The sequence below is a fragment of the Acidovorax sp. M14 genome (assembly GCF_049331375.1).
GTDB lineage: Bacteria > Pseudomonadota > Gammaproteobacteria > Burkholderiales > Burkholderiaceae_C > Acidovorax.
Genome location: NZ_CP186263.1, coordinates 1,122,517 through 1,145,707, shown reverse-complemented (window position 1 = coordinate 1,145,707; position 23,191 = coordinate 1,122,517). Strand labels below are relative to the sequence as shown.

At 63.2% G+C, this 23,191-nt stretch carries 21 protein-coding genes and 1 tRNA gene; 18 read left to right on the top strand and 4 right to left on the bottom strand.

The window, feature by feature from the left end:
- The first annotated feature begins 5 nt into the window (after positions 1–5).
- Genes ACOYR4_RS05360 through rapZ form a run of 3 tightly spaced genes read left to right on the top strand, consistent with a single transcriptional unit; the run spans position 6 to position 3,486 of the window.
- Positions 6–902 carry an NAD kinase gene (locus tag ACOYR4_RS05360; protein WP_422848866.1) on the top strand — a complete coding sequence of 299 codons (897 nt, stop codon included), beginning with the start codon at positions 6–8 and terminating at the stop codon, positions 900–902.
- A 2-nt stretch (positions 903–904) separates the two neighbouring features.
- Positions 905–2,623 (top strand): DNA repair protein RecN, encoded by a 1,719-nt coding sequence (gene recN / locus ACOYR4_RS05355; protein WP_422848865.1) that lies wholly within the window; start codon positions 905–907, stop codon positions 2,621–2,623.
- Positions 2,623–3,486 carry an RNase adapter RapZ gene (rapZ, locus tag ACOYR4_RS05350; RefSeq protein ID WP_422848864.1) on the top strand — a complete coding sequence of 288 codons (864 nt, stop codon included), beginning with the start codon at positions 2,623–2,625 and terminating at the stop codon, positions 3,484–3,486. Before recN ends, rapZ begins: the two co-directional genes overlap by 1 nt.
- 109 nt (positions 3,487–3,595) lie before the next feature.
- On the opposite strand, the gene mutY is transcribed toward rapZ, so the two are convergent.
- From mutY to mutM, 3 genes are all read right to left on the bottom strand, one after another.
- Complete coding sequence (mutY, locus tag ACOYR4_RS05345) at positions 3,596–4,666, bottom strand: A/G-specific adenine glycosylase (protein ID WP_422848863.1); 1,071 nt, start codon at positions 4,664–4,666, stop codon at positions 3,596–3,598.
- Positions 4,663–6,612 carry a dynamin family protein gene (locus tag ACOYR4_RS05340; protein WP_422848862.1) on the bottom strand — a complete coding sequence of 650 codons (1,950 nt, stop codon included), beginning with the start codon at positions 6,610–6,612 and terminating at the stop codon, positions 4,663–4,665. Before ACOYR4_RS05340 ends, mutY begins: the two co-directional genes overlap by 4 nt.
- Before the next feature lie 103 nt (positions 6,613–6,715).
- Positions 6,716–7,531, bottom strand: coding sequence for a bifunctional DNA-formamidopyrimidine glycosylase/DNA-(apurinic or apyrimidinic site) lyase (mutM, locus tag ACOYR4_RS05335; RefSeq protein ID WP_209817523.1), 816 nt, complete (start codon positions 7,529–7,531; stop codon positions 6,716–6,718).
- 29 nt (positions 7,532–7,560) lie between these two features.
- Between mutM and ACOYR4_RS05330 the strand changes: the two genes are divergently transcribed.
- The 7 genes from ACOYR4_RS05330 to pth all read left to right on the top strand — a co-directional run bounded on the left by ACOYR4_RS05330 (position 7,561) and on the right by pth (position 13,525).
- Positions 7,561–9,342 (top strand): tetratricopeptide repeat protein, encoded by a 1,782-nt coding sequence (locus tag ACOYR4_RS05330; protein WP_209817525.1) that lies wholly within the window; start codon positions 7,561–7,563, stop codon positions 9,340–9,342.
- Positions 9,342–9,869, top strand: a complete 528-nt coding sequence (locus ACOYR4_RS05325) for a lipoprotein insertase outer membrane protein LolB (protein WP_422848861.1) — start codon at positions 9,342–9,344, stop codon at positions 9,867–9,869. The genes ACOYR4_RS05330 and ACOYR4_RS05325 overlap by 1 nt, the downstream gene beginning before the upstream one ends.
- Positions 9,870–9,932: 63 nt before the next feature.
- The gene (gene ispE / locus ACOYR4_RS05320; protein ID WP_422848860.1) at positions 9,933–10,790 is read left to right on the top strand and encodes a 4-(cytidine 5'-diphospho)-2-C-methyl-D-erythritol kinase; all 858 of its coding nucleotides are present in this window, start codon (positions 9,933–9,935) and stop codon (positions 10,788–10,790) included.
- Between the two features lie 30 nt (positions 10,791–10,820).
- Positions 10,821–10,897 (top strand) — tRNA-Gln (locus tag ACOYR4_RS05315).
- Positions 10,898–10,943: 46 nt separating this feature from the next.
- Positions 10,944–11,918: a ribose-phosphate pyrophosphokinase gene (locus ACOYR4_RS05310; protein ID WP_015012772.1), complete on the top strand. Its 975-nt coding sequence runs from the start codon at positions 10,944–10,946 to the stop codon at positions 11,916–11,918.
- Between the two features lie 160 nt (positions 11,919–12,078).
- Positions 12,079–12,714: a 50S ribosomal protein L25/general stress protein Ctc gene (locus tag ACOYR4_RS05305; protein WP_015012771.1), complete on the top strand. Its 636-nt coding sequence runs from the start codon at positions 12,079–12,081 to the stop codon at positions 12,712–12,714.
- Positions 12,715–12,916: 202 nt separating this feature from the next.
- Positions 12,917–13,525: an aminoacyl-tRNA hydrolase gene (pth, locus tag ACOYR4_RS05300; RefSeq protein WP_056747313.1), complete on the top strand. Its 609-nt coding sequence runs from the start codon at positions 12,917–12,919 to the stop codon at positions 13,523–13,525.
- 101 nt (positions 13,526–13,626) lie between these two features.
- On the opposite strand, the gene ACOYR4_RS05295 is transcribed toward pth, so the two are convergent.
- A complete protein-coding gene (locus ACOYR4_RS05295; protein ID WP_015012769.1) occupies positions 13,627–13,884 on the bottom strand; it encodes a YfhL family 4Fe-4S dicluster ferredoxin in 258 nt (85 codons plus the stop codon).
- Positions 13,885–14,092: 208 nt separating this feature from the next.
- On the opposite strand from ACOYR4_RS05295, the gene ACOYR4_RS05290 reads away from it, so the two are divergent.
- The 8 genes from ACOYR4_RS05290 to ACOYR4_RS05255 all read left to right on the top strand — a co-directional run bounded on the left by ACOYR4_RS05290 (position 14,093) and on the right by ACOYR4_RS05255 (position 23,125).
- Positions 14,093–15,055 (top strand): ABC transporter permease, encoded by a 963-nt coding sequence (locus ACOYR4_RS05290; RefSeq protein WP_060984784.1) that lies wholly within the window; start codon positions 14,093–14,095, stop codon positions 15,053–15,055.
- A gap of 5 nt (positions 15,056–15,060) precedes the next feature.
- Positions 15,061–15,939: an ABC transporter permease gene (locus ACOYR4_RS05285; protein WP_309826335.1), complete on the top strand. Its 879-nt coding sequence runs from the start codon at positions 15,061–15,063 to the stop codon at positions 15,937–15,939.
- A gap of 32 nt (positions 15,940–15,971) precedes the next feature.
- The gene (locus ACOYR4_RS05280; RefSeq protein WP_422848859.1) at positions 15,972–17,009 is read left to right on the top strand and encodes an ABC transporter ATP-binding protein; all 1,038 of its coding nucleotides are present in this window, start codon (positions 15,972–15,974) and stop codon (positions 17,007–17,009) included.
- Positions 17,006–17,899: an ATP-binding cassette domain-containing protein gene (locus ACOYR4_RS05275; RefSeq protein WP_422848858.1), complete on the top strand. Its 894-nt coding sequence runs from the start codon at positions 17,006–17,008 to the stop codon at positions 17,897–17,899. Before ACOYR4_RS05280 ends, ACOYR4_RS05275 begins: the two co-directional genes overlap by 4 nt.
- A gap of 105 nt (positions 17,900–18,004) precedes the next feature.
- A complete protein-coding gene (locus ACOYR4_RS05270) occupies positions 18,005–19,495 on the top strand; it encodes an ABC transporter substrate-binding protein (RefSeq protein WP_056060456.1) in 1,491 nt (496 codons plus the stop codon).
- 130 nt (positions 19,496–19,625) lie between these two features.
- Entirely contained in the window at positions 19,626–21,038 is a 1,413-nt protein-coding gene (locus ACOYR4_RS05265) for an amidase (protein ID WP_422848857.1), read from the top strand.
- Positions 21,039–21,143: 105 nt separating this feature from the next.
- On the top strand, positions 21,144–21,752 hold the full coding sequence (locus ACOYR4_RS05260) for a hypothetical protein (RefSeq protein WP_015012762.1): 609 nt from the start codon (positions 21,144–21,146) through the stop codon (positions 21,750–21,752).
- 23 nt (positions 21,753–21,775) lie between these two features.
- Positions 21,776–23,125: a tetratricopeptide repeat protein gene (locus tag ACOYR4_RS05255; RefSeq protein ID WP_422848856.1), complete on the top strand. Its 1,350-nt coding sequence runs from the start codon at positions 21,776–21,778 to the stop codon at positions 23,123–23,125.
- The last annotated feature ends 66 nt before the right edge of the window (positions 23,126–23,191 follow it).

The window sequence follows — 23,191 nt, the reverse complement described above, 5'->3', positions numbered from 1 at the left end:
TCGTGATGACGTCCAATTTCCGCCATGTCGCACTTATAGGCAAGTACCAGACTTCAGCTACAGGCGCCTCTGGTGACGGCTCGCGCAGGGCTTTGGAAGACATTGCACATTTCTTGGAGCGTCAGGGATGTGAGGTTGCACTCGAAGCGGAAACCGCCAGCAATACCGGACTGACACACTATCCATCTTTGAATGTAGACCAGATCGGTGCGCGATGCGATCTGGGCCTGGTGGTCGGGGGTGATGGGACGATGCTGGGGATTGGTCGCCGCCTGGCCCGTTTTGGAACGCCATTGATCGGCATCAACCAGGGCCGACTGGGTTTCATCACCGACATTCCTTTCGACACCTATCAGACCACATTGCCGCCCATGCTGCGAGGGGCCTACGAAGAAGACCAGCGGCCACTGATGCACGCAACCGTGGTTCGCGATGAGCGTGTGGTGTTTGAAGCCCTGGCCATGAACGATGTGGTCGTCAACCGTGGGGCGACCTCGGGCATGGTGGAACTGCGCGTCGAAGTGGGTGGCCAGTTTGTGGCCAACCAAAGGGCCGACGGTCTCATCATTGCATCGCCTACCGGATCGACGGCCTATTCGCTGTCCGCAGGAGGTCCGATGCTGCATCCCTCCATCCCAGGCTGGGTGCTGGTTCCTATCGCACCGCATACGCTGTCCAACCGCCCCATCGTGCTTTCCGATGCGACGGAAGTAGCCGTTGAAGTGGTGAGCGGGCGCGATGTCAGCGCAAACTTCGACATGCAGTCTCTCGCATCCCTGCTGCATGGCGACCGCATCCTCGTCAAACGGTCGGAACACCGTGTACGTTTTCTACATCCGCAGGGCTGGAACTACTTCGCGACACTGCGCAAGAAGCTGCGCTGGAATGAAGGGGGCTCCTGACCATGGCGTTGCGGCAGATTACCCTGCGTGATTTCGTGATCGTACAAACCCTGGAACTGGATTTGCGCAATGGCTTCACCGTGTTAACCGGAGAGACCGGTGCAGGAAAGTCCATTCTGATCGACGCATTGCAACTGGCCTTGGGGGCACGTGCAGATGCAGGAGTGGTGCGAGAGGGATGCAGCAAGACCGACATTTGCGCGGAATTTGACTGCCCCGCACACGCCCGACCTTGGCTGGATGAGGGAGGGTTTGAAGCCGATGACCGGCTGTTGCTACGCCGTACTGTCGACGCGCAGGGCAAGAGCCGTGCGTGGATCAATGGCACCCCTGCTACGGCCTCCCAGTTGCGCTCGCTGGGCGAGATGCTTGTCGACATCCACGGTCAGCACGCGTGGCAAAGCCTGACCCGACCAGAATCGGTGCGAGGCTTGCTTGACGCTTTCGCCGGTGTGAACACCCGAGATACGGCATCTCGCTGGGCACAATGGCGCGCGGACCTCAAGGCATTGCAACAGGCGCGCGCCGCGCAAGCCACACTGCAGCAAGAGCGCGAGCGCCTGCAGTGGCAAATCAGCGAAGTGGACAAGCTGGGGCCCGGTGATGACGAGTGGGAGGAACTCGACGCCCAACACAAACGCCTGTCCCATGCACAGGCCCTGCTGGATGGAGCGCAGGGGACGCTTCAGGCCTTGCAGGAAGACGAAGGTGGAGCTGTTTCCGCACTGACCCGCGCGCATGCCCTTCTTCAAGCCCAGGAACATATTGAGCCAGAGTTCGCCAATCTGGCCGATATCTTGGCGTCGAGCCTGGCGCAGACGACCGATGTAGTGCACTCGCTGCACAGCTACCTGCGCCATGCAGACATCGACCCGCAACGGCTGACGGAGCTGGACGAGCGCATGTCCCAGTGGATGGGACTGGCACGCCGATACAAACGCCCTCCTGCAGAGCTACCTGCGCTACTCAAGGACTGGAAAGCATCCCTGCACGAGCTTGATGCTGCAACCGATCTTGACAGACTGCAAGCCAGCGAGTCGGCCAGCGCCAAGGCATACCAGGCAGCGGCACGCACGCTATCCATGGCCCGAGCCAAAGCGGCCCCCAAACTCTCCGCCTCCATCTCTCAGGCCATGCAGGGACTCGGCATGGAGGGTGGCAAATTTGAGGTATCGGTGGGCAAGGCGGCAGAGCCCTCACCCGATGGTATCGACGATGTCGTGTTCTTGGTCGCAGGGCACCCAGGCATGACACCCAAGCCCGTCGGCAAGGTCGCATCGGGTGGCGAGCTGTCTCGCATTTCGCTCGCCATTGCGGTCACAACCAGTGAATTGGGTGCCGCCCCTACGCTCATTTTTGACGAGGTGGACTCCGGGGTGGGTGGAGCAGTCGCCGAAACCGTAGGAAGGCTGATGCAACAGCTGGGGCGCGATCGGCAAGTGCTGGCAGTGACCCACCTGCCGCAAGTGGCGGCCTGTGCGCATCACCACCTCAAAGTGGCTAAAAACAAGAGCGCTCAAGGCACAACCAGCACGGTTCTGGTTGTGCAGCAAGATGAACGAGTGGCAGAAATCGCTCGCATGCTGGGTGGCGAGCGCTCTACCGAGACCACGCTGGCGCACGCGCGCGAAATGTTGGGCACTGCTGTGCCGGCGTTGGCCGAAGCGACTACCCCACCTTCGGATTCCTCTATCTCCTCCACTGCCGCTAGGAAACGCTGATGGCTCTTGAGATCGTTGTCATCACAGGCATGTCAGGGTCTGGAAAATCCGTCGCCTTGCATGCGCTGGAAGATGCTGGCTACTACTGCGTAGACAACCTGCCACCCGAACTGCTGCCAGCCTTCGTAGCGCTGGAACACAAACACCATGGCAACCGTGTAGCCATTGCAGTGGATGTTCGCAGCGCCACCTCGCTGCACCAAGTCCCTCAGGAATTGAGCCGTTTGCGCAGCCAGGGCGTGGCCGTGAAATCCCTTTTTCTGGACGCCACTATTGATACCCTGGTGCGGCGTTTCTCCGAAACGCGCCGCCGCCATCCCTTGTCGCACGACGATCTTCAACAAGGGCGCAGGGCGTTGGTCCAGATCATTGAGCTGGAGCGGGAGTTGCTGGCAGAGCTGCGCGAACAATCGCACGTGATCGACACCAGCACCATCCGCGCCTCCCAATTGCAAAGTTATGTCAAAGGTCTGATGTCCACGGCGCAAGGGCAATTGACCTTGGTATTCCAGTCCTTTGCGTTCAAACGCGGCATTCCCATGGATGCCGACTACGTCTTCGACGTGCGCATGCTGCCCAACCCGCACTATGAGGCGGCCCTTCGGGATCTCACAGGACTGGACCAGCCTGTGGCCGACTTTCTGAACCTGCAACCGGACGTGGCTCTGATGCGTGCGCACATTGAACAGTTTCTGGCGCACTGGCTGGATATGCTGGACCGCAACCACCGAAGCTACGTCACGGTAGCCATCGGTTGCACGGGCGGGCAACATCGCTCTGTCTATCTGGTCGAGAGACTGGCCCAGGCTTTCAGCGACCGGTGGACCGCGCTGAAGCGCCACCGCGAACTGGACGGGCGCTGACTCTTACGCTGGCGCCTGATTGCTACGCGCTAACCTGCGCGCAGCATGAGTAACGGGATCTCGGCGCTGGCGAAGGCGGCACAGACATTCGCTGGAGCGACATGCGCACCTACCAAAGGGTAGATTGCGTGGTGTCCAGCAACTTGCGAATAGGCGCCGGCAACCCCACCGAAGACCATTGGTCTGGCCCCAGCCACTCCCCCTCTTCTGCTAGGGCAATCATCCCGTTAGCCTGTATCAACAGGGGATGAAGGTGCAGGTCCCGGTGCGTCAGCACATGTACGAAGGGCTGCAGCTCTTGCTGCACCAATTGCTCATTGCCACCCAAGCTATTCACAAAAGTATCTCGGGACTCCAGGTCAGGGAAGACGGGTACGCAGTGCATTCCCGCCCAGATCCCTGTCGATGGGCGCCGTTGCAGCCAGATACGGCCTTGGCCATCACGCAAGATCACCAATTGCCAGGATTCGGCCCGGCGTGAGAGTGTCCGGGTTCTGACGGGATAGCGTTCAGGATTGCCTTCCTTGAAAGCGACGCAATCCGCCGCCAAAGGGCAATCGGAGCATTTTGGAGCGCGAGGCGTGCACAGGGATGCCCCCAAGTCCATCAAGCCCTGGGTGTAACGGGGCATCGCCACATCGAGATCGCGCACAGGCAACAGCGCATCGGCATGCTCCCATAGAAGGCGCTCGTTCTTGGCAGAGGCCAGATCTTTGTCGAAGCCCAGCAGACGCGTCAGGACCCTCCGCACATTGGCATCCAGAATGGGTACGCGCTCTGAAAAACAGAACGATGCAATGGCGCCGGCGGTCGAACGCCCGATGCCCGGCAAAGACGCTAGCACCGACGCCGTTCGCGGGAAGGCACCATCATGGTCAGTCATGATCTGCTGGGCGCAGCGATGGAGATTGCGTGCACGGCTGTAGTAACCCAAACCACTCCACAATCCCAGAACTTCGTCCTGAGGGGCTGCCGCCAGGGCGCTCACATCAGGAAACCGACCCAGAAAGCGCGTGTAGTAGTCCAGCACGGTGGCGACCTGGGTTTGCTGCAGCATGATCTCCGACAGCCACACCCGGTACGGGTCTCGGGTCTGCTGCCAGGGCAGATGGTTACGCCCGTGTACCGCCTGCCAAGCGACTACCCGCTCGGCCACACCCTCTCGGGATTCAGCACTCATGCAGAAACCGGATGCGCTTCAGTCACGGCCGGCAGAGCCACCAACTTGGAGGTGAGCTCGTGGAGCTTGCGCTCCAGCTGTCCCAACTCCTCTTCGCCAGCCTCGATTTCGGAGATTCTTTCCACCAACCCACTGGCAGCCTGTTGAATGCGATCTACCGCCTCCATGCGACGAGCGAAGCTGCGCCGCCGCTCCCGCAGCTGCGCGTCCAATTGCGCGGTGGCGGATTTGCTCCACAGTTCCAGGTCGTTGGCGGCCGACTCATAGACCGTACGCAAACGCATCGCCAAAGCGCGCACCAGACGCTCGGCAAACTCGGGTTGCGCCAGCTTGAGCGCATTGCTCATGCCCAGGTACTGCAAATGGCTCTGCTCGATTTGGTGCAGGTCTTGCGCAAAATGCTCCAGCTGTGGCGGCGTAGGCACCTGCAAGGAAAAACCGAACTCGGCATTGAGCTGCCGGAAGGTCCCGCTCAGCATGGCCTGGATCTCGGTTCCAGAGGCTTGCGCTTTGTCCAAGGTGCCTCGCAGCTTGTCAAAGGTCTGGACGTATATCTTCTTGACGCCGAGCTTGAGCCCTTTTTGCTGCAGCGTCTGGGCCAGCTCGGCCAGCTCTGCCTTGAGAGCCTTGGCGCCCAGCTGTTGGAACACATCACGCAGCAACTTGAGATGAACCGCGCGAACCGCCTGAATCTTGGCGGTACTGAGGTCGAATTCACGCTGCTCTTGCTCAATGCGATGGCGCATGGATTCGATCACTGATGCATTCTTGCCCCGCAGGCTGCGAAGCTCTGCCATCTGGTCATCGAGGTCCCGCCGCCGAATGTTGATGACCCGCGACGTTTCGGTGCGCAGGCTCGCCACGCCTGTAGCCACAGCAGCGCGCAATATGGACTGGCGCCTGCCCATGATGCCTTTGGCCAGGGCCTCTTCCAGCGCGGGGAGTCCACTGGTTTCCAGCAATACGTCATCCGCGGTGATCTTGGCGACCAAGCCCTTTTGGGCCGATACCGGCACCACACGATCCAGAGACACACCAAGCATCTCCGCCGAGGTAGCGCACTGCCGCTCCATCTGCGACTGGACTTGCTCGGCGGTGTTGAGCGTGTCCCAGAGCGTATCGATCTTGTTCAACACCACCAAACGCGCTTCCACGCTCTCTGGTGAGATGGCCAGGTGCTCACGCCAGATCGAGAGGTCCGAGCGCGTCACACCGGTATCAGCGCTCAGGATGAACACTACCGCGTGTGCCTGGGGAATGAGGTTGACGGTCAACTCCGGCTCCGCACCCACGGCGTTCAGGCCGGGCGTGTCCAGAATCACCAGCCCTTGCTTCAAAAGAGGGTGAGGGATATTGATGATGGCGTGGCGCCACATGGGCACCTCCACCATGCCCTGCGCATCGGGCACAGGATTCTCGTCCGTCAGATCGTCATGCCAGAAACCCAGCGCACGCGCATTGTCCAAACTGACCTTGCGCACCTCCGCCACTTTTTCGAGGGCTTTGGCAATCTGGTCCGCGTTGCCGACGTCCAGGGGAATCTCGTGCCAGCGGTCTGCCTTGACGCGCCACTCCGCCAGACTCTGCATCTGAAGCCGGGTTTCAATCGGTAGCAGCCGCAAGCTGGGCGCCACATTGGCGTCGTAACCCAGCTCGGTGGGGCACATGGTCGTGCGGCCAGCGCTGGCAGGCATGATGCGGCGGCCGTAGTCAGCAAAAAAGATCGCATTGATCAGCTCTGACTTGCCGCGCGAAAACTCCGCCACAAACGCCACCATGACCTTGTCGCTGCGCACCTGATCCTCCAGCCGCTGCAGGCGCTCTTGCACCGCTGCATCCATGAGGTCGTGCGTGGCCATCCAATCGGCCAGCCGCTTGAGCTGCTGGGCGAACTCCCGTCGCCAGACGCCATGCTGGTCAAACTGTTCGTTGAATGAAGGTCCCACTTTGCTCCCAGAGATCTATGGATGGCCCGCGAGGCAGGTATATACAAAATATAGCATCGACCGTCCGCCAGCTGTCACAAACCGCCGATCGGACTGTCGGCACCTAGGGGCGCTGACACTGCCGGCAGAAGTAAGTGCTTCTTTGTCCCTGGCGAATCAACTCGATGGCTGTACCACAGGCGTGGCATGGCTGACCATCGCGGCCATACACATTCGCGGCCGTCTGAAAGTGGCCCGCCATTCCATCGGCATTCGAAAAGTCGCGCAGTGTGCTCCCCCCCATTTCTACAGCGCGGGCCAGCACGGAACGAATGGCCTGATGCAACTTCTGGACCCGGGCAGCGCCGATGCGGGAAGCCACAGTAGTGGGACGGATGCCAGACAAGAAAAGCACCTCGGAGGCATAGATATTCCCCACTCCTACCACCAAGCGTCCCGCCAGAAGCAATTGCTTGATGGGCATCCGGCTTTTCTTGAGTCCCGCCTGAAAAGTCGGGAGCAGAAACTCTTCTGACAAGGGCTCCATGCCCAACCCACCCAGCAGCTTCGCGGCCACGGGTGAGTCCTCCGATGCCGCATAGACCACTGCCCCAAATCGGCGCGGATCATGCAGGCGCAGCGTGCCACGGTTGGTGACGAGGTCAAAATGGTCATGCGGGCCCGCTTCCGGCATATCAGTAGCAAACCTCAGGCTGCCGGACATGCCCAGATGCAGAAGAAGCAGGCCTTGCTCCATATCCAGCAACAGGTACTTGCCCCGCCGACGCAATCCGACCACTTGCTGACCCACCAGCAATTGCGGGTCGCAACCCAGAGGCCATCGCAAGGGCTTGCCCATCACCACCGCCTCGATCCGGGCTCCAGTGATCGCGTTAGCAAAACTGCGCCGCGTCACTTCCACTTCAGGCAACTCAGGCATACAAACAACCGGGCAACGGCTTAACAGGCATGGATTATTATGGCCCGATGGTGTTATCCCACAGCTTTCGTACCGTCGCCTTGGCCACTGTGATTGCGGCCGCCGCCCACTCTGCCTGGGCCCAAAAGCCCGCCGGCGAAAGCCCTCCCCCGAGCGAGTCCTCCTCTCCAGTGGCGTCCAACCCCGCGCTGGACGCAGAGCTGTTCTACGAAATCTTCCTGGGCGAGATCAGTGCGCGCACCGGGGACCCCGGTGCCGGCTACGCATTCATGCTGGAGGCCGCGCGCCGTAGTGCGGATGGTCAGCTTTACCAACGCGCCGCTGACATTGCCTTGCAGTCACGATCGGGCGAATACGCCCTGGCTGCCGCCAGAGCCTGGAAGGAAGCCTTGCCCCAGTCGCGCGAGGCCAATCAATATGTGCTGCAAATTCTGATCGCGTTGAACCGCATCGCCGAAACACCGGAATTGCTGCGCCAGGAACTCGCACAGGCCTCTCCCCGGTCCAAGGCTTCGGCGCTGGCCTCCCTGCCACAACTGTATGGACGTGCGAGCGACAAAGCGCTGGCCGCCAAAGTGGTGGAACAAGCCCTGGTCAACGAACTCACCAATCCGGCGACTGGGCCCGAGGCCTGGGTATCGCTGGGCCGCTTGAGGCTTGCTGCGGGTGACAAGGCCGGCGCGCTGGACGCGGCACGCAGGGCGCAGGGCTTGGACAATGCCAGTGAAAGTGCCGCCCGGCTGGCGCTGGAGCTGATGGACGAAGGTCTGCTGGACGCGGAGCCCATCGTGACGCAAACACTGTCCAAGCAGCCCATCCCAGACCTGCGCATGGCATATGCACGGGTATTGCTGGGCCTGCAGCGCTACCCAGAGGCCAGTCGCCAACTGGAAACCGTCACGAAGGAAAAGCCTGATCTGACGGAGGCCTGGCTGGTGGCGGCCACTCTGCAATACCAAGACAATCGGCTGCCCGCTGCTGAGGCGTCACTGCAGCGGTTCATGGAGCTTGCCTCTGCGTCCGCCGATGCCGACCTGCGGCGAAAGAGTCTCACGCAGGCGTACTTGCTGCACGCACAGATTGCCGAGAAAAAGAAAGACTTTGCGGGCGCAGAAGCCTGGCTTGCACGCATCGACAACGCAGAGGAAGTCTTTGGTGCACAGACGCGTCGCGCATCATTGCTGGCACGCCAGGGCAAGCTCGCCCAGGCACGTGCCTTGTTGCGCAGCTTGCCAGGCAATTCCCCAGAGAGCCACCGCCTGAAACTCATGGCCGAAGTACAGCTACTGCGCGACCAACGCCTGTACCAGGAAGCCTACAAAGTGCAAACGGAACTGGTGGCCATAGCTCCGGACGATGCGGAATTGGTCTACGACCAGGCCATGCTCGCCGAAAAGGCTGGCCAGCCCGACACCATGGAACAGCTGCTGCGCCAGGTGATCGCGCGCCAGCCCGACTACCACCACGCCTACAACGCCCTCGGCTATTCGCTCGCGGACCGGGGTGTGCGGCTGGATGAGGCCAAACAGCTCATCCTGAAGGCCCTGCAGTTTGCCCCGAACGACCCCTTCATCATGGACAGCCTGGGATGGGTGGAATTTCGCCTGGGCAACAAGGCCGATGCACGCAAGCACCTCGAAGCGGCCTTCAAGGCACGGCCCGATGTGGAGATAGCCGCACATCTGGGTGAGGTTCTCTGGAGCATGGGCGACAAGGACGGCGCAACGCGCGTCTGGAAAGAAGGACAGCGCGCCAGCCCCGACAACGACACCCTCAAAGAGACCCTGAAACGCCTCGGAGCCTCCCTCTGATGCCAGGCCTGTTTGGCAACATCGTCAGCCCACTGACCGGAACGCTTCGCCATCGATGGAGGGGCTGGCTGGTGTTGTGCGCCTTGTGGCTTGCGGGCTGTGCGCAGCCAATGCCATCAGCCCCTGCGGAGGAAAACAGCTGGAACGGTCGCATCGCACTTCAGATTGACGGGCAGGCTTCGCAGTCTTTTTCCGCCATGTTTGAGCTGCGCGGCACCGCACAGGCCGGCGGACTCGTTTTGCTCAGCCCTTTCGGCAATCGCATTGCGCAACTCGACTGGAAGGATGGGCATGCGCAACTGGTCAGCGGCCAGGACACCCGCACCTCTGATTCCCTCGACACGCTGATCCAGGATGTGACCGGTACGCGCATTCCTGTGACCGCCCTGTTTAGCTGGCTCAAGGGCACCCAGGCCAGTGCGACGGGGTGGCAAGCTGACCTCACCGGCATTGCCGACGGACGGCTGACGGCACGCCGTGACGATCCACAGCCCACCGCCACGCTGCGCATTGCACTGACTCCCTGACGGCCTGCCCTCTGCGACGGCCAGCAGCACCGTTCGCACGGCACCACCTCGTACCACCTCCCCATGCAAGCCTTGTATGACGTGCCGGCCCCGGCCAAGCTCAATCTCTTTCTGCACATTACCGGGCACCGTGCGGATGGCTACCACTTGCTGCAGTCCGTGTTCATGCTTGTGGACTGGTGCGACACCTTGCACTTCGAGCGCCGAGCCGATGGGTTAATTTCGCGGGAAGACCTGTCGATGGCACTGCCCGAAGTGGATCTCTCGGTTCGTGCAGCTCGCGCGCTGCAAGCCGCCACGGGCTGCAGCGAGGGTGCGCACATCAGCATCCTGAAACGCGTGCCCGCACAAGCGGGCATGGGAGGAGGCTCGTCTGATGCCGCAACCACGCTGCTCGCATTGAACCGGTTGTGGGGACTCAACCTGCCAAGACATGCGTTGGCCAAGATCGGTTTGCAACTGGGTGCAGATGTTCCGTTTTTTTTATGCGGTCACAACGCTTGGGTGGAGGGAATTGGTGAGACAATCATGCCGCTTGAGAAAGCGCACCAGCTGCCGCAAGCGAGCTTTGTGATCGTGAAGCCCGCTGCAGGTTTGGAGACAAAAGAAATTTTTTCGTCACCAAGTTTGAAACGCGATTCAGATAGTGCTACAATCTTAGGCTTTGCTGCAGCACACTTTGACTTCGGTCGAAACGACTTGCAGCCGGTTGCTCAGGCTCTTTGCCCGGATGTTTCGCAAGCCATTGAATGGCTCAACGATCGCGGTCTCAAAGGCAGAATGACAGGCTCAGGCAGTGCAGTGTTTGCGCAGATGTCACATGCAGTCGACCTGCGCGGAGCTCCAGAGGGCTGGCAAGTGAAGGCATGTGAAAATCTGATGATTCATCCTCTGGCAGGTTGGGCATCAAGAGAAATTTAAGGTTGGTTGCCTTCGGCAATTGACCTGTGTAGGGGAGTCGCCAAGCTGGTTAAGGCACCGGATTTTGATTCCGGCATGCGAAGGTTCGAATCCTTCTTCCCCTGCCAAACGCTTTCCGCGTACGGGCTTTTATTTCAGACTGCTGGGACGCTCATGCAAGCCAACCACCCCGACTTCATGGTTTTCACCGGCAATGCCAATCCTGGCATGGCAGCTGAAATTGCCCAACACCTCGGCACCACCCTCGGTGCGGCTGACGTGGGTCGCTTCTCTGACGGTGAAGTCACCGTCGAAATCAAGCAAAACGTGCGTGCACGTGACGTTTTCGTGGTGCAGTCTACCTGCGCGCCCACCAACGAAAACCTCATGGAACTGCTGATCATGGTCGATGCGCTCAAGCGTGCATCGGCTGAACGCATCAGCGCTGTGATTCCCTATTTCGGTTACGCCCGTCAAGACCGTCGCCCCCGCTCGACCCGTGTGCCCATCACGGCCAAGGTGGTGGCCAACATGCTGCAAGCCGTGGGCGTGGCCCGCGTGCTGACCATGGACCTGCACGCTGACCAGATCCAGGGTTTCTTCGATATCCCCGTGGACAACATCTACGCCTCCCCCGTTCTGCTGGGCGATCTGCGCCAGAAGAACTACGAAGACCTGATCGTTGTCTCCCCCGACGTGGGTGGCGTGGTGCGAGCCCGTGCACTGGCCAAGCAACTGGGTTGTGACCTGGCCATCATCGACAAGCGTCGCCCCAAGGCCAACGTGTCGGAAGTCATGCACGTGATCGGCGAAATCGAAGGCCGCAACTGCGTGATCATGGACGACATGATCGACACCGCCGGCACGCTGGTGAAGGCTGCCGAAGTGCTCAAGGAGCGCGGCGCCAAGAGCGTGTACGCCTACTGTACACACCCCATTTTTTCCGGTCCTGCCATCGAACGCATCGCCAAGGGCACAGCCCTCGATGAAGTCGTGGTGACCAACACCATTCCGCTGAGCGACAACGCCAAGGGATGTTCCAAGATTCGCCAACTCTCCGTGGCCCCGCTGATCGCCGAAACGATCCAGCGCATTGCCAAGGGTGAGTCGGTCATGAGTCTGTTCTCGGACCAGGACAACCTGTTCTGACGCGCTCCCCCGGGAGCGTTGCAGTCGGATTGCACGCAGGCCTCCTTCGGGAGGCTTGTCTGTTCGAGAGCAATGCGCAGGCCTGCCGCCACAGTGGCGTAACAGGTCTTTTTTAATCGGGATATGACTGGTCGCGGTCTGTCCTTTTCAGGAGCTAACTATGAACTTCGTCGCTTTTGAGCGCGCCAAGCAGGGTACGGGTGCGAGCCGCCGTCTGCGTAATTCGGGCAAGACGCCTGGCATCGTGTACGGTGGTGCTGCAGAGCCCCAACTGATCGAGGTGGACCACAACGCTCTGTGGCACGCCCTCAAGAAGGAAGCGTTCCACTCCAGCGTGCTGGACATGGAAGTGGCTGGCACTACGTCCAAGGTCGTGCTGCGTGACGTGCAATACCACCCCTACAAGCAACTGGTGCTGCACATCGACTTCCAGCGCGTGGATGACAAGACCAAGCTGCACCTGAAGGTGCCACTGCACTACAGCGGTGCTGAAGAGTCCAACGCCGTCAAGGTGGACAAGTGCATGGTCAACCCCGTCGTGAACGAACTGGACGTGACCTGCATGCCTTCGGACCTGCCCGAATTCATCGCTGTGGACCTGTCCAAGCTGGAAAAGGGTGCTTCCCTGCACCTGAAGGACATCAAGCTGCCCAAGGGCGTGGTGGCCAAGGTCCGTGGCGGCCAGAACAACAACCCCGTGCTGGTGTCTGTTGTGCCTCCCGTCGTGGTCGTTGAGACCCCTGCTGACGCCGCTCCTGCAGCCGATGCCAAGGGCAAGGGCAAGGGCAAGAAGTAATTCGTCGGTCCACGACCCCGATCACTTCGCCCGGTCAACCCGCGTTGCGGTGGTGACCACGAAACGGCCCACCTTGCGTGGGCCGTTTTCATTGGTGTAGCGCACTTTTCACGCCGCACCTCTATCTCGCCAACTGCATCCTCAGGCAGCCACAGCCCTCCCGACGGCCTGCCCCCCATCCCAGCCACCGATAATCCCGCACATGATCAAGCTGTTTGTAGGCCTGGGAAACCCCGGGCCGGACTACGAAGACACACGGCACAACGCCGGCTTCTGGTGGATTGATGCCCTGGCGCGCGAGCTCAAGACCACGTTGGTGCCCGAGCGCAGCTACCACGGGCTGGTGGCGCGCACCACGGTGCACGGCCAGAACGTGTGGCTGCTTGAGCCGCAGACCTTCATGAACCTCTCGGGCAAGTCCGTGGCCTCGCTGGCGCGCTTCTTCAAGATCCTGCCCGAGGAAATCCTGGTGGTGCACGATGAGCTGGACATTGCCCCCGGCCAGGTCAAGCTCAAGCGCGGCGGAAGCCATGCCGGGCACAACGGCCTGCGCGACATCCACGGACAATTGGGCTCGCCCGACTACTGGCGCCTGCGCATCGGCATCGGCCATCCGGGCGTCAAGAGCGAAGTGGCCAACTGGGTGCTCAAGAAACCGTCGCCAGACCAGCGCACGCTGATCGAGGACAGCATCGCCCACTCGCTCAAGGCCTATCCCGCTTTGTTGGCGGGCGACATGGAAAAGGCCACGCTGCTCATCCACACCACCAAACCGCCCCGCCCCAAGCCCCCTCGGCCCGTAGAGGACTGATGGGCGACCGGCACGCTCAGCCGTTACGCAGCGGAATTTGCTACTTATTCAATAGCGTTCCAGGCATGATCCACTAGCGCAAGCGGCCGATTGGATTCAAATTACGTTGACGCAGACGCCTGCAGCCGCTGGAACTTCTGCCACAGGGTTTCGCGGCTTTCCACGTGCTGCGGGTTCACGGGAATGCAGGCCACAGGGCAGACCTGCACACATTGGGGCTCGTCGAAATGCCCCACACATTCTGTGCACTTGTTCGGGTCGATTTCGTAGATCTCCTGCCCCAGGTAGATCGCCTGGTTGGGGCACTCGGGCTCGCACACATCGCAGTTGATGCACTCGTCCGTGATCATCAGCGCCATACAGCCTCCCAGTGCACAGGGCCAAAAACAGGGGCAACGGAGCGAGCGGCGCGATTCATGCTCCGTATTATCCCGCGCCGGTGGCATGTGCCTTGCGTGCCACACTGCAACCCACCACCGCTGACGGGGACGTTTTTACCGTTATGCTGTGTATACACATTAATTTTGACGCCCCTGCGTCTGACCCACCTGCCAACGCACCCGACCCATGGGCCTGTTTTTTCTCAAGCGGTTTGTCACCCTCCTGGCCACGTTGATTGGCGCCTCCATCGTCGTGTTTCTGGTGCTGGAAATCCTGCCGGGCAATGCCGCGCAGATCCTCATGGGCCCCGATGCCTCTCCCGATGCGGTCGCAGCTCTGGCCACCAAGCTGGGTCTGGACCAGCCCGCCACCCTGCGCTACTGGCAATGGGTGAGCGGCCTGGTGGTGGGCAACATGGGCGACAGCTACGCCTACAGCTCGCCTGTGCTCGACCTGGTGCTGGAGCGCCTGGCGCTCACCGTGCCGCTGGCCCTGATGGCGATGGTGATCACCACAGTGCTGGCCCTGGCCGCGGGTGTGTATGCCGCGGCGCGCCACAACAAACTGGGTGACGTGGGCGTGATGGGCCTGGCGCAGATCGGCATTGCCATCCCCAACTTCTGGTTTGCCATCCTGCTGATCCTGCTGTTCTCGGTGAAGTTGCAGTGGTTCTCGGCCGGTGGCTTTCCGGGCTGGACGGAAGACGCTGGCGGCAGCCCGCTCGAAGCCCTCAAGGCCCTGCTGCTGCCCGCCATTGCGCTGGCCGTGGTGCAGGCGGCCATCCTGGCGCGCATCACCCGCTCGGCCGTGCTGGAGGTGCTGCGTGAGGACTTTGTGCGCACCGCGCGTGCCAAGGGCCTGACGCAGCGCGCCGCGCTGTGGGGCCATGTGCTGCGCAACGCCATGATTCCGGTGGTCACGGTGATGGGGCTGCAATTCGCCAACCTGCTGGCAGGCACCATCGTGGTGGAAAACGTGTTTTACCTGCCGGGCCTTGGGCGCCTTATCTTCCAGTCCATCTCCAACCGCGACCTGATCGTGGTGCGCAACTGCGTGATGCTGCTCGCCGCCATGGTGGTCATCGTGAACTTCGTCGTGGACATCCTCTACGCCGTGATCGACCCCCGCGTAAAGGCTTCCGACATCTGATCCCCATGAGCGCTGCTGTGTCCCCCCCCTCCTCTTCCACGCCCTCCGCCCCCGGCTGGCTGCACCGCGCTCTGCGCCACCGCAGTTTTGTCATCGGCGCCGTGTTGTCGGCGCTGCTGATCCTGGCTGCTCTGCTCTCCTTCGTCTGGACGCCCTGGTCGCCCTACGAGATGGACTTGGCCAACAAGCTGGCGAGTCCATCCGGCACCCACTGGCTGGGCACCGATGCCTTTGGCCGTGACGTGGCCTCGCTGCTGCTGGTGGGCGCCCGCAACTCCATCCTGGTAGGCGTGATCGCGGTGGGCATTGGCCTCACCATCGGCACGGCCCTGGGCCTGCTGGCCGCCGCCAAGCGCGGCTGGGTGGAAGAACTCATCATGCGGCTGGCGGACTTTACCTTCGCCTTCCCCGCCATCCTCTCGGCCATCATGATGACGGCGGTGTTTGGCGCGGGCATCGTCAACTCCATCATCGCCATCGGCATCTTCAACATCCCGACGTTCGCACGCGTCACCCGTGCCTCGGCCAACGCCGTGTGGTCGCGCGAATACATCCTGGCCTCACGCGCCTGCGGCAAGGGCAGCTGGCGCATCACGCTGGAACACGTGCTGCCCAACATCCTGTCGGTGCTCATCGTGCAGGCCACCATCCAGTTCGCCATCGCCATCCTGGCTGAAGCCGCCCTTTCGTACCTGGGCCTGGGCACCCAGCCGCCCCAGCCCTCCTGGGGCCGCATGCTGAGCGAGGCGCAGACGCTGATGTTCCAGGCCCCGCTGCTGGCCGTGTGGCCCGGCGTGGCGATTGCGCTGGCCGTGCTGGGGCTGAACCTGCTGGGCGACGGGCTGCGCGATTTGCTCGACCCCCGCCTCTCTCGCAAGCGCTGATAGCCCGCACCGAAGACCACCAGCACTCCACGATGTCTCTGTTAGAAGTCTCCAACCTCCGCATCCGCCTCCAGACGCACCGGGGCCCCGCCGATGCCGTGCGCGGCGTGAGCTTTTCGCTGGCGCGCGGTGAAACCCTGGGCCTGATCGGTGAATCGGGCTGTGGCAAATCCATCACGGCCATGTCGCTCATGGGCCTGCTGCCCGAGAGTGCACAGGTCACTGGCAGCATCCGCTTTGACGGGCAAGAGCTGGTGGGCCGCACCGATGCACAGATGTGCAAGATGCGCGGCAACCGCATTGGCATGGTGTTCCAGGAGCCCATGACGGCCCTGAACCCCGTGCACACCATTGGCCGCCAGGTGGCCGAGCCGCTGCGCCTGCACCGGGGCATGAATTCAGCAGCCGCACGCACCGAAGCGATTGCCCTGCTGGACCGCGTGGGCATCCCCAATGCCGCGCAGCGTTTTGATGCCTACCCGCACCAGTTCTCGGGCGGGCAGCGCCAGCGCATCACCATTGCGATGGCGCTGGCCTGCGGGCCCGACCTGCTGATTGCCGACGAGCCCACCACGGCGCTGGACGTGACCATCCAGCAGCAGATCCTGGACCTCATCAGCGACCTGGTGGCCGAGCGCAACATGGCGCTGATCCTGATCTCGCACGACCTGGGCGTGATCTCTCAGAACGTGGACCGCATGATGGTGATGTACGGCGGCAGCGTGGTGGAAAGCGGCTCCACTGCGTCGGTCTTCTCGGCCATGGCACACCCCTACACACGCGGCCTGTTCGCCGCCCGGCCCCACCTGGGTGCCGTGCACGCGCCCGGGCAACGTCCTCGCCTGTCCACCATTCCGGGCACGGTGCCCGAGCTGGTGGACCTGCCCGCAGGCTGCCCCTTTGCGGGGCGCTGCAGCTACACGATGGATGACTGCCACCACAAACAACCCGAAGCCACCCTGGTGGCCACCGATGCCGACGGCGACCACTTGGTGCGCTGCCTGCGGCGCGAGGCCATTGCCGAGGCGCAGAGTGCGAACCTGGTGAACATCGTCGAAGTGGCTGCATGACCCACGCCGATCACACCGCCGTCGCCCCAACCGCCGCGCCGCTGCTCCAGGTGACCGACCTGGTACGCGAATACACCCTGCCCCGCGAGCACCTGTTCCGCCCGCCGGGGAAGGTGCATGCGCTCAACGGCGTGAACTTCTCGATTGCCGCAGGCCGCAGCCTGGGCATCGTCGGCGAATCAGGCTCGGGCAAGTCCACCCTGGCACGGCTGGTGATGGCGCTCGATGCGCCCACCTCCGGCACGGTGGAACTGCTGGGCCGCAACCTGCACCAGCTGCCCGCCGAACAGCTGCGCCAGGCGCGGCGCGACTTCCAGATGGTGTTCCAGGACCCTTACGGGTCGCTGGACCCGCGCCAGACCGTGGAGCGCATCGTGACCGAGCCGCTGCAGGCGCAAGGCCAGACCACGCGCGCCGAGCAGCGCGAGCAGGCCGCCCAGGTGCTATCGCAAGTGGGCCTGCGCACCAACGACCTGGGCAAGTACCCGCACGAATTTTCTGGCGGCCAGCGCCAGCGCATCGCCATTGCACGCGCCCTCATCACCCGGCCCCGCCTCATCGTGGCCGACGAACCCGTGAGTGCGCTTGATGTGTCGGTGCAGGCCCAGGTGCTGAACCTGATGCAGGACCTGCAGCAGCAGTTCGGCATCACCTACATGCTCATCAGCCATGACCTCGCGGTGGTCAACCACCTGTGCGACGAGGTGGTGGTGCTGTACCAGGGGCGCATCGTGGAGCGGGGATCGCCGGGCGAGCTGTTCCGCAACGCGCAGCACCCTTACACGCAGTCGCTGGTGGGCGCCGTGCCGCAGGTGCTGCCCGGCCGGGCACGGGCACGCCGTGCAGCTGCCGCCGCTGCAGCGACTGCGGCAACGGCAAAAACCGCATAACCACATGCAGGTGTGATGGTGTAAAAAGCTTCTTTCCTCCCCGGTAACAAATTGCACCGGGGTCTCTATGGTTGTTGTCTGGTTTTTTGTCTGGAGAGTCCGAACATGCTGAACCGCCGTACCGTCCTTGCCACTGGCGCCATCGCCGCTGTGCCCTTGACCACCTCGCTTGGCGCCCTGGCGCAAGGCCGCAAAGATGCGGTGACGCTGGCGATGACGCTGGAGCCCCCAGGCCTGGACCCCACCGCCGGTGCGGCATCTGCCATCGCCGAAATCGTTCAGTACAACATCTTCGAGACGCTCACCAAGATCAACCCCGACGGCAGCGTGTCGCCCCTGCTGGCCGAAAGCTGGGAGGTCTCGCCCGACCTCAAGACCTACACCTTCAAGCTGCGCCGTGGCGTGAAGTTCCAGAATGGCGAGCCCTTCACCGCTGCGGCCGTGAAGTTCTCGTACGACCGCGCAGGCGGCGAGAAGAGCACCAACAAGGACAAGCGCACCTTTGCCGGCATCACCACCCAGGTGGTGGACGACTACACCGTGGTGCTGCTCAACAAGGAGATCGACCCCGACCTGCTGTTCGTGCTGGGCCAGGCCACCTCCATCATCGTGGAGCCCAAGAGCGCCGACACCAACGCCAACAAGCCCGTGGGCACCGGCCCCTACCAGCTGCAGGCCTGGAACAAGGGCTCGTCGGTCGTGCTGACCGCCTGGGACGGCTACCGCGACGCCAAGGCCATCAAGATCAAGCGCGCGACCTTCCGCTTCATCTCCGACCCCGCAGCCCAGGTGGCTGCCCTGCTGGCGGGCGACGTGGACGCATTCCCCCGCGTCACGCCGCGCAGCGTGGCGCAGTTCAAGGCCAACCCCAAGTTCCAGGTGGTGGTCAGCGGCTCGCGCGCCAAAACCATCGTGGCCATCAACAACGGCAAGAAGCCGCTGGACGACGTGCGCGTGCGCCGCGCCATTGCCGCAGCCATTGACCGCAAGGCCGTGATCGAAGGCGCGGGCGACGGCTACGGCGCACCCATCGGCAGCCACTACGTGCCCGGCGCGTTTGGCTACGTGGACACCACGGGCGTGAACCCCTACGACCCTGAAAAGGCCAAGAAGCTGCTGGCCGAGGCCGGCATCAAGACACCGCTGGAGCTGACCATGACGCTGCCCCCCACGCCTTACGCCCGCCAGGGCGGCGAGGTGGTGGCTGCCCAGCTGGCCAAGGTCGGCATCATCGCCAAGATCCAGAACGTGGAATGGGCGCAGTGGCTCAGCGGCACCTACGGCAGCAAGAACTACGACCTGACCATCATCAGCCACGTGGAGCCCTTTGACCTGGGCAACTTTGCCAAGCCCGACTACTACTGGGCCTACAACTCGCCCAAGTTCAACGACCTGTTCACCCAGATCAAGAACGCCGCCCGCCCCGCCGACCGCGCCAAGCTGCTGGGCGATGCGCAGCGCCTGCTGGCCAACGATGCGGTACACGCCTTCCTGTACTCCAACCAGTGGATCACGGTGGCCAACAAGAACCTCAAGGGCCTGTGGAAAGACATGCCCGTGTTCGTGAACGACATCTCCGCGCTGTCCTGGTCCTGACCGCCACGCGCCGCAACGCGGCGCGTGCAGGAGCCAAGACTCCTAAAACAATAGCTGCCAGCGCTTGATCCACTAGCGCTTGCAGCCTTTTTTATTGATAAACGCCGCTACGGTGACCATCCACTCCACCATGACCGAACTGCACGACCTGCCCGCCCACGACCTGATTGCCGCCTACCGCCAGCGCAAGCTGTCACCGGTTGAGGTCACGCAGGCCGTGCTGGCCCACATCGAACGGTGGGAGCCCCACATCCAGGCCACCTACCTGCTGCGCCCCGAGGCCGCCCTGGCCCAGGCGCGTGCCTCCGAGGCCCGCTGGCTGCGCGGCGAGCCCAAGGGCGCGCTCGACGGCGTGCCCAGCACCATCAAGGAAAACATTGCCACCGAGGGCGACCCCACCCCGCTGGGCACGGCCGCCGTCGAGCTGGTGCCCGCTGCCGCCGACGCCCCCCCTGCCGCCCGCATGCGCGAGGCCGGTGCCGTCATCGTCGCCAAGACCACCATGCCCGACTACGGCATGTTGTCATCCGGCCTGTCCACCTTTCACCCGCTGTCGCGCAACCCCTGGGACCTGAGCAAGGGCCCCGGCGGCTCCAGCGCCGGTGGTGGCGCGGCCGCCGCTGCGGGCTACGGCCCACTGCACATCGGCACCGACATCGGTGGCTCGCTGCGGCTGCCCGCCAGCTGGTGCGGCATCTTCAGCCTCAAGCCCAGCCTGGGCCGCATTCCGATTGACCCGCCCTACACCGGGCGCGCCGCAGGGCCCATGACCCGCACCGTGGCAGACGCCGCGCTGATGATGCAGGTGCTGAGCCTGCCCGACGCACGCGACAGCATGAGCCTGCCCTACCAGGACATCGCGTGGAGCCAGTTCAACCAACTGGCCGAGCGCCCGCGCGGCCTGCAAGGTTTGAAGATAGGCCTGCTGCTGGATGCAGGCTGCGGCCTGCCCGTGGAGCCCGAAGTGAAGGCCGCCGTGGAGCGCGCCGCAAAACTCATGGAAGCCGCCGGCGCCACCATCGTGCCCATGGCGCCCTTCATGACGCAGGCCATGCTCGACGGCATGGACCACTTCTGGCGCATGCGTTCGCACATCGACCTGCAGGCCCTGCCCGCCGCCCGGCGCGACAAGGTGCTGCCCTACATCCGCACCTGGGCCGACAGTGCGGCCAGCATGAGCGGCACCGAAGTCTTCAACGCCAGCCACCAGTTCCACCTGACCCGGGTGAACACGGTCAAGGCCTGCAGTGCCTTCGACTACGTGATCTCGCCCGTGGCGCCCAACGTCGCCTTCCAGGCCGAGCTGCCCTCGCCCACCAACGACCCGCTGCGCCCACTGGAACACATCGGCTTTACCGTGCCGTTCAACATGTCCGAGCAGCCTGCGGCCTCGGTCAACTGCGGCTACACCCGCGCGGGTCTGCCCATCGGCCTGCAGATTGCGGGTGCGCGTTTTGACGACCTGGGCGTGCTGCAGGTCGCGCATGCCTTCGAGCTCATCCGCGAGCCCCAGCGCGCATGGCCCCAGCCGCCTGCGGCATAACCCTGCGTCTGTCGTGCGCTGTTGTTGGTAACCTTGGGGGAATACGCTCTGACGCTGACACCACCGCTGGAGCCCCCCGCCCTACCAACCACCACCCCACACCGCATGGATATCATCATCCTGGCGATCCTCATCGCCACCGGCACCTTCATGCTCAACGCCAAAGAGCAGCGCAAGCGCATTGCACTGCTGGGCAAACACCTGGCCAACTACCAGATCGAAAAGCTGATGGAGGCGCTGACCGACGGCTACCTGCGCGCCCTGGGTGAAAGCACCGACGAGCGCCGCAGCCAGATCTGGAGCCTGCTGAGCACCACCGAATCGCAGTTGAGCGAGCAGTTCAGCCGCTTTGCCGCCGACTTTGCCAAGGTGGACGAAGCCCACGCGCGCGTCAGCCGGCTCTCCGTGCCGATACCGTTTGCCGACAAGCTGCTGCCCGCCATGACCTTTGACGTGCGCCGAGCCCTGGCCATCCACGCGCGCGGCATTGCCCATGTGGTGCAGAACACCAGCCACCTGTCACCCAAGGACCGCGCCTACATGATGACAGCCGAGCTGTTTCTGATGCAGCACACCTGCCACTGGTACTGCAAGTCCAAAACCGTGGCCAGCGCCCGCATGCTGGCGCGGCACCAGACGCCGCACGAACAACTCGTGGCATCGGTGTCCGCCGAAACCCGCAACGCCTACCTGACCTTGATCAACGGCGGCTGAGCCCAGCGACCCAACAATGCCCCATGCCATCCTCCACGCACACCCGCATGACCGACAGCCTGGGCAACCCCATCACGCTGCACGACGCCACCAGCGCGACGGCGCTGAATGACTTTGTAGAAGGCTTCATCGCCTGCGAAGCCCGCGCGGTGAACGTGCTGAACGCGGCGGCCGACACCAGCCCCATCGTTCAGGCCAGTTGCGCCGCGCTGCACATGTTTGCCGAGTCGGCCGATGCCCCGCGCAACGCCCGCCCCTTCATCGACCAGGCCCTGGCCCGTGCCGCAGAGGCCAGCGAGCGCGAACAACGTTTTGTGGCCGCCATCGCCGCCTGGGTGGATGGCGACCTGCCCCGCGCCATTGCACTGCACGAGGAGCAAGCCCGCCTGCACCCGCGCGACCTCGCCTCCCTCAAGCTCGGCCAGTACCATCTGTTCAACCGCGGCGACTCGCCCGGCATGCTGCGCCTGGCGCTCCAGGCCCTGCCCGCAGCGGCCGAGGTGCCCTACCTGCACGGCATGCTGGCCTTTGGCTGGGAGCAATGCCACCGCCTGCCAGAGGCCGAAAGCGCCGCCCGCCACGCCATCGGCCTGTGCCGCAAAGAGCCCTGGGCCCATCACGCGCTGGCCCACGTCATGCTGACCCAGGGCCGCATCCGGGAAGGCACCGACTTCATGGCCAGCGTGAACGACACCTGGACGGGCCTGAACTCCTTCATGGTCACGCACAACTGGTGGCACCAGGCGCTGTTCCTTCTGGAACAAGACCGGCACGCCGAGGTGCTGGCACTCTACGACCAACAGGTCTGGGGCGTGGTCAAGGAATACACGCAAGACCAGATCAACGCCGTATCACTGCTCGCCCGGCTGGAGCTGGCGGGCGTAGAGGTGGGCGACCGCTGGACCGACGTGGCCGACCACCTGGCACTGCGCCTGGCCGACCACGTGCTGCCCTTCCTGGACCTGCAATACCTCTACGGCCTGGCCCGCGCAGGCCGCATGGAGGCCGCGCGCACGCTGCAAAACAACATCGCAGCCCACGCTGCCTCCCGCACCGAGGCGCATGAACGCACCGTGTGGCAGCAGGTGTGCGTGCCTGCCGCCCACGGCCTGCTGGCGCATGCGCAGGGCGACTGGGCCACGGCGGTGGAGAAGCTGGGCGTGGCCCTGCCCCGGCTGGTAGAGATTGGCGGCAGCCACGCGCAGCGGGATCTGTTCCACCAGATCTGGCTGGATGCGCTGCAGCGCAACGGGCAGTGGGCGGCGGTGCAGAACGTAGTGCAGCCGATGGTGAATGGGCAGCCGGAGTCGGTGCGGTTGGCAAGGCAGATCAGGGCGATAAACAGCGTGTTAGGGCTACCGTCGGCGACATAGCGGACTCAGCACCAAGACAGCCGAGCGGTCCTCCACAGAAGCCACCGACATTTTCATGACACAGGA

Bases quoted from the DNA above. Each gene is read 5' to 3' on its own strand.
- ACOYR4_RS05305 (WP_015012771.1), top strand. From the start codon at position 12,079: ATGAACTTCGTCGCTTTTGAGCGCGCCAAGCAGGGTACGGGTGCGAGC.
- recN (WP_422848865.1), top strand. From the start codon at position 905: ATGGCGTTGCGGCAGATTACCCTGCGTGATTTCGTGATCGTACAAACC.
- ACOYR4_RS05275 (WP_422848858.1), top strand. From the start codon at position 17,006: ATGACCCACGCCGATCACACCGCCGTCGCCCCAACCGCCGCGCCGCTG.
- ACOYR4_RS05270 (WP_056060456.1), top strand. From the start codon at position 18,005: ATGCTGAACCGCCGTACCGTCCTTGCCACTGGCGCCATCGCCGCTGTG.
- pth (WP_056747313.1), top strand. From the start codon at position 12,917: ATGATCAAGCTGTTTGTAGGCCTGGGAAACCCCGGGCCGGACTACGAA.
- ACOYR4_RS05265 (WP_422848857.1), top strand. From the start codon at position 19,626: ATGACCGAACTGCACGACCTGCCCGCCCACGACCTGATTGCCGCCTAC.
- ispE (WP_422848860.1), top strand. From the start codon at position 9,933: ATGCAAGCCTTGTATGACGTGCCGGCCCCGGCCAAGCTCAATCTCTTT.
- ACOYR4_RS05285 (WP_309826335.1), top strand. From the start codon at position 15,061: ATGAGCGCTGCTGTGTCCCCCCCCTCCTCTTCCACGCCCTCCGCCCCC.
- ACOYR4_RS05360 (WP_422848866.1), top strand. From the start codon at position 6: ATGACGTCCAATTTCCGCCATGTCGCACTTATAGGCAAGTACCAGACT.
- ACOYR4_RS05280 (WP_422848859.1), top strand. From the start codon at position 15,972: ATGTCTCTGTTAGAAGTCTCCAACCTCCGCATCCGCCTCCAGACGCAC.
- ACOYR4_RS05290 (WP_060984784.1), top strand. From the start codon at position 14,093: ATGGGCCTGTTTTTTCTCAAGCGGTTTGTCACCCTCCTGGCCACGTTG.
- ACOYR4_RS05260 (WP_015012762.1), top strand. From the start codon at position 21,144: ATGGATATCATCATCCTGGCGATCCTCATCGCCACCGGCACCTTCATG.
- ACOYR4_RS05255 (WP_422848856.1), top strand. From the start codon at position 21,776: ATGCCATCCTCCACGCACACCCGCATGACCGACAGCCTGGGCAACCCC.
- mutY (WP_422848863.1), bottom strand. From the start codon at position 4,666: ATGAGTGCTGAATCCCGAGAGGGTGTGGCCGAGCGGGTAGTCGCTTGG.
- ACOYR4_RS05310 (WP_015012772.1), top strand. From the start codon at position 10,944: ATGCAAGCCAACCACCCCGACTTCATGGTTTTCACCGGCAATGCCAAT.
- mutM (WP_209817523.1), bottom strand. From the start codon at position 7,531: ATGCCTGAGTTGCCTGAAGTGGAAGTGACGCGGCGCAGTTTTGCTAAC.
- rapZ (WP_422848864.1), top strand. From the start codon at position 2,623: ATGGCTCTTGAGATCGTTGTCATCACAGGCATGTCAGGGTCTGGAAAA.
- ACOYR4_RS05330 (WP_209817525.1), top strand. From the start codon at position 7,561: ATGGATTATTATGGCCCGATGGTGTTATCCCACAGCTTTCGTACCGTC.
- ACOYR4_RS05325 (WP_422848861.1), top strand. From the start codon at position 9,342: ATGCCAGGCCTGTTTGGCAACATCGTCAGCCCACTGACCGGAACGCTT.
- ACOYR4_RS05295 (WP_015012769.1), bottom strand. From the start codon at position 13,884: ATGGCGCTGATGATCACGGACGAGTGCATCAACTGCGATGTGTGCGAG.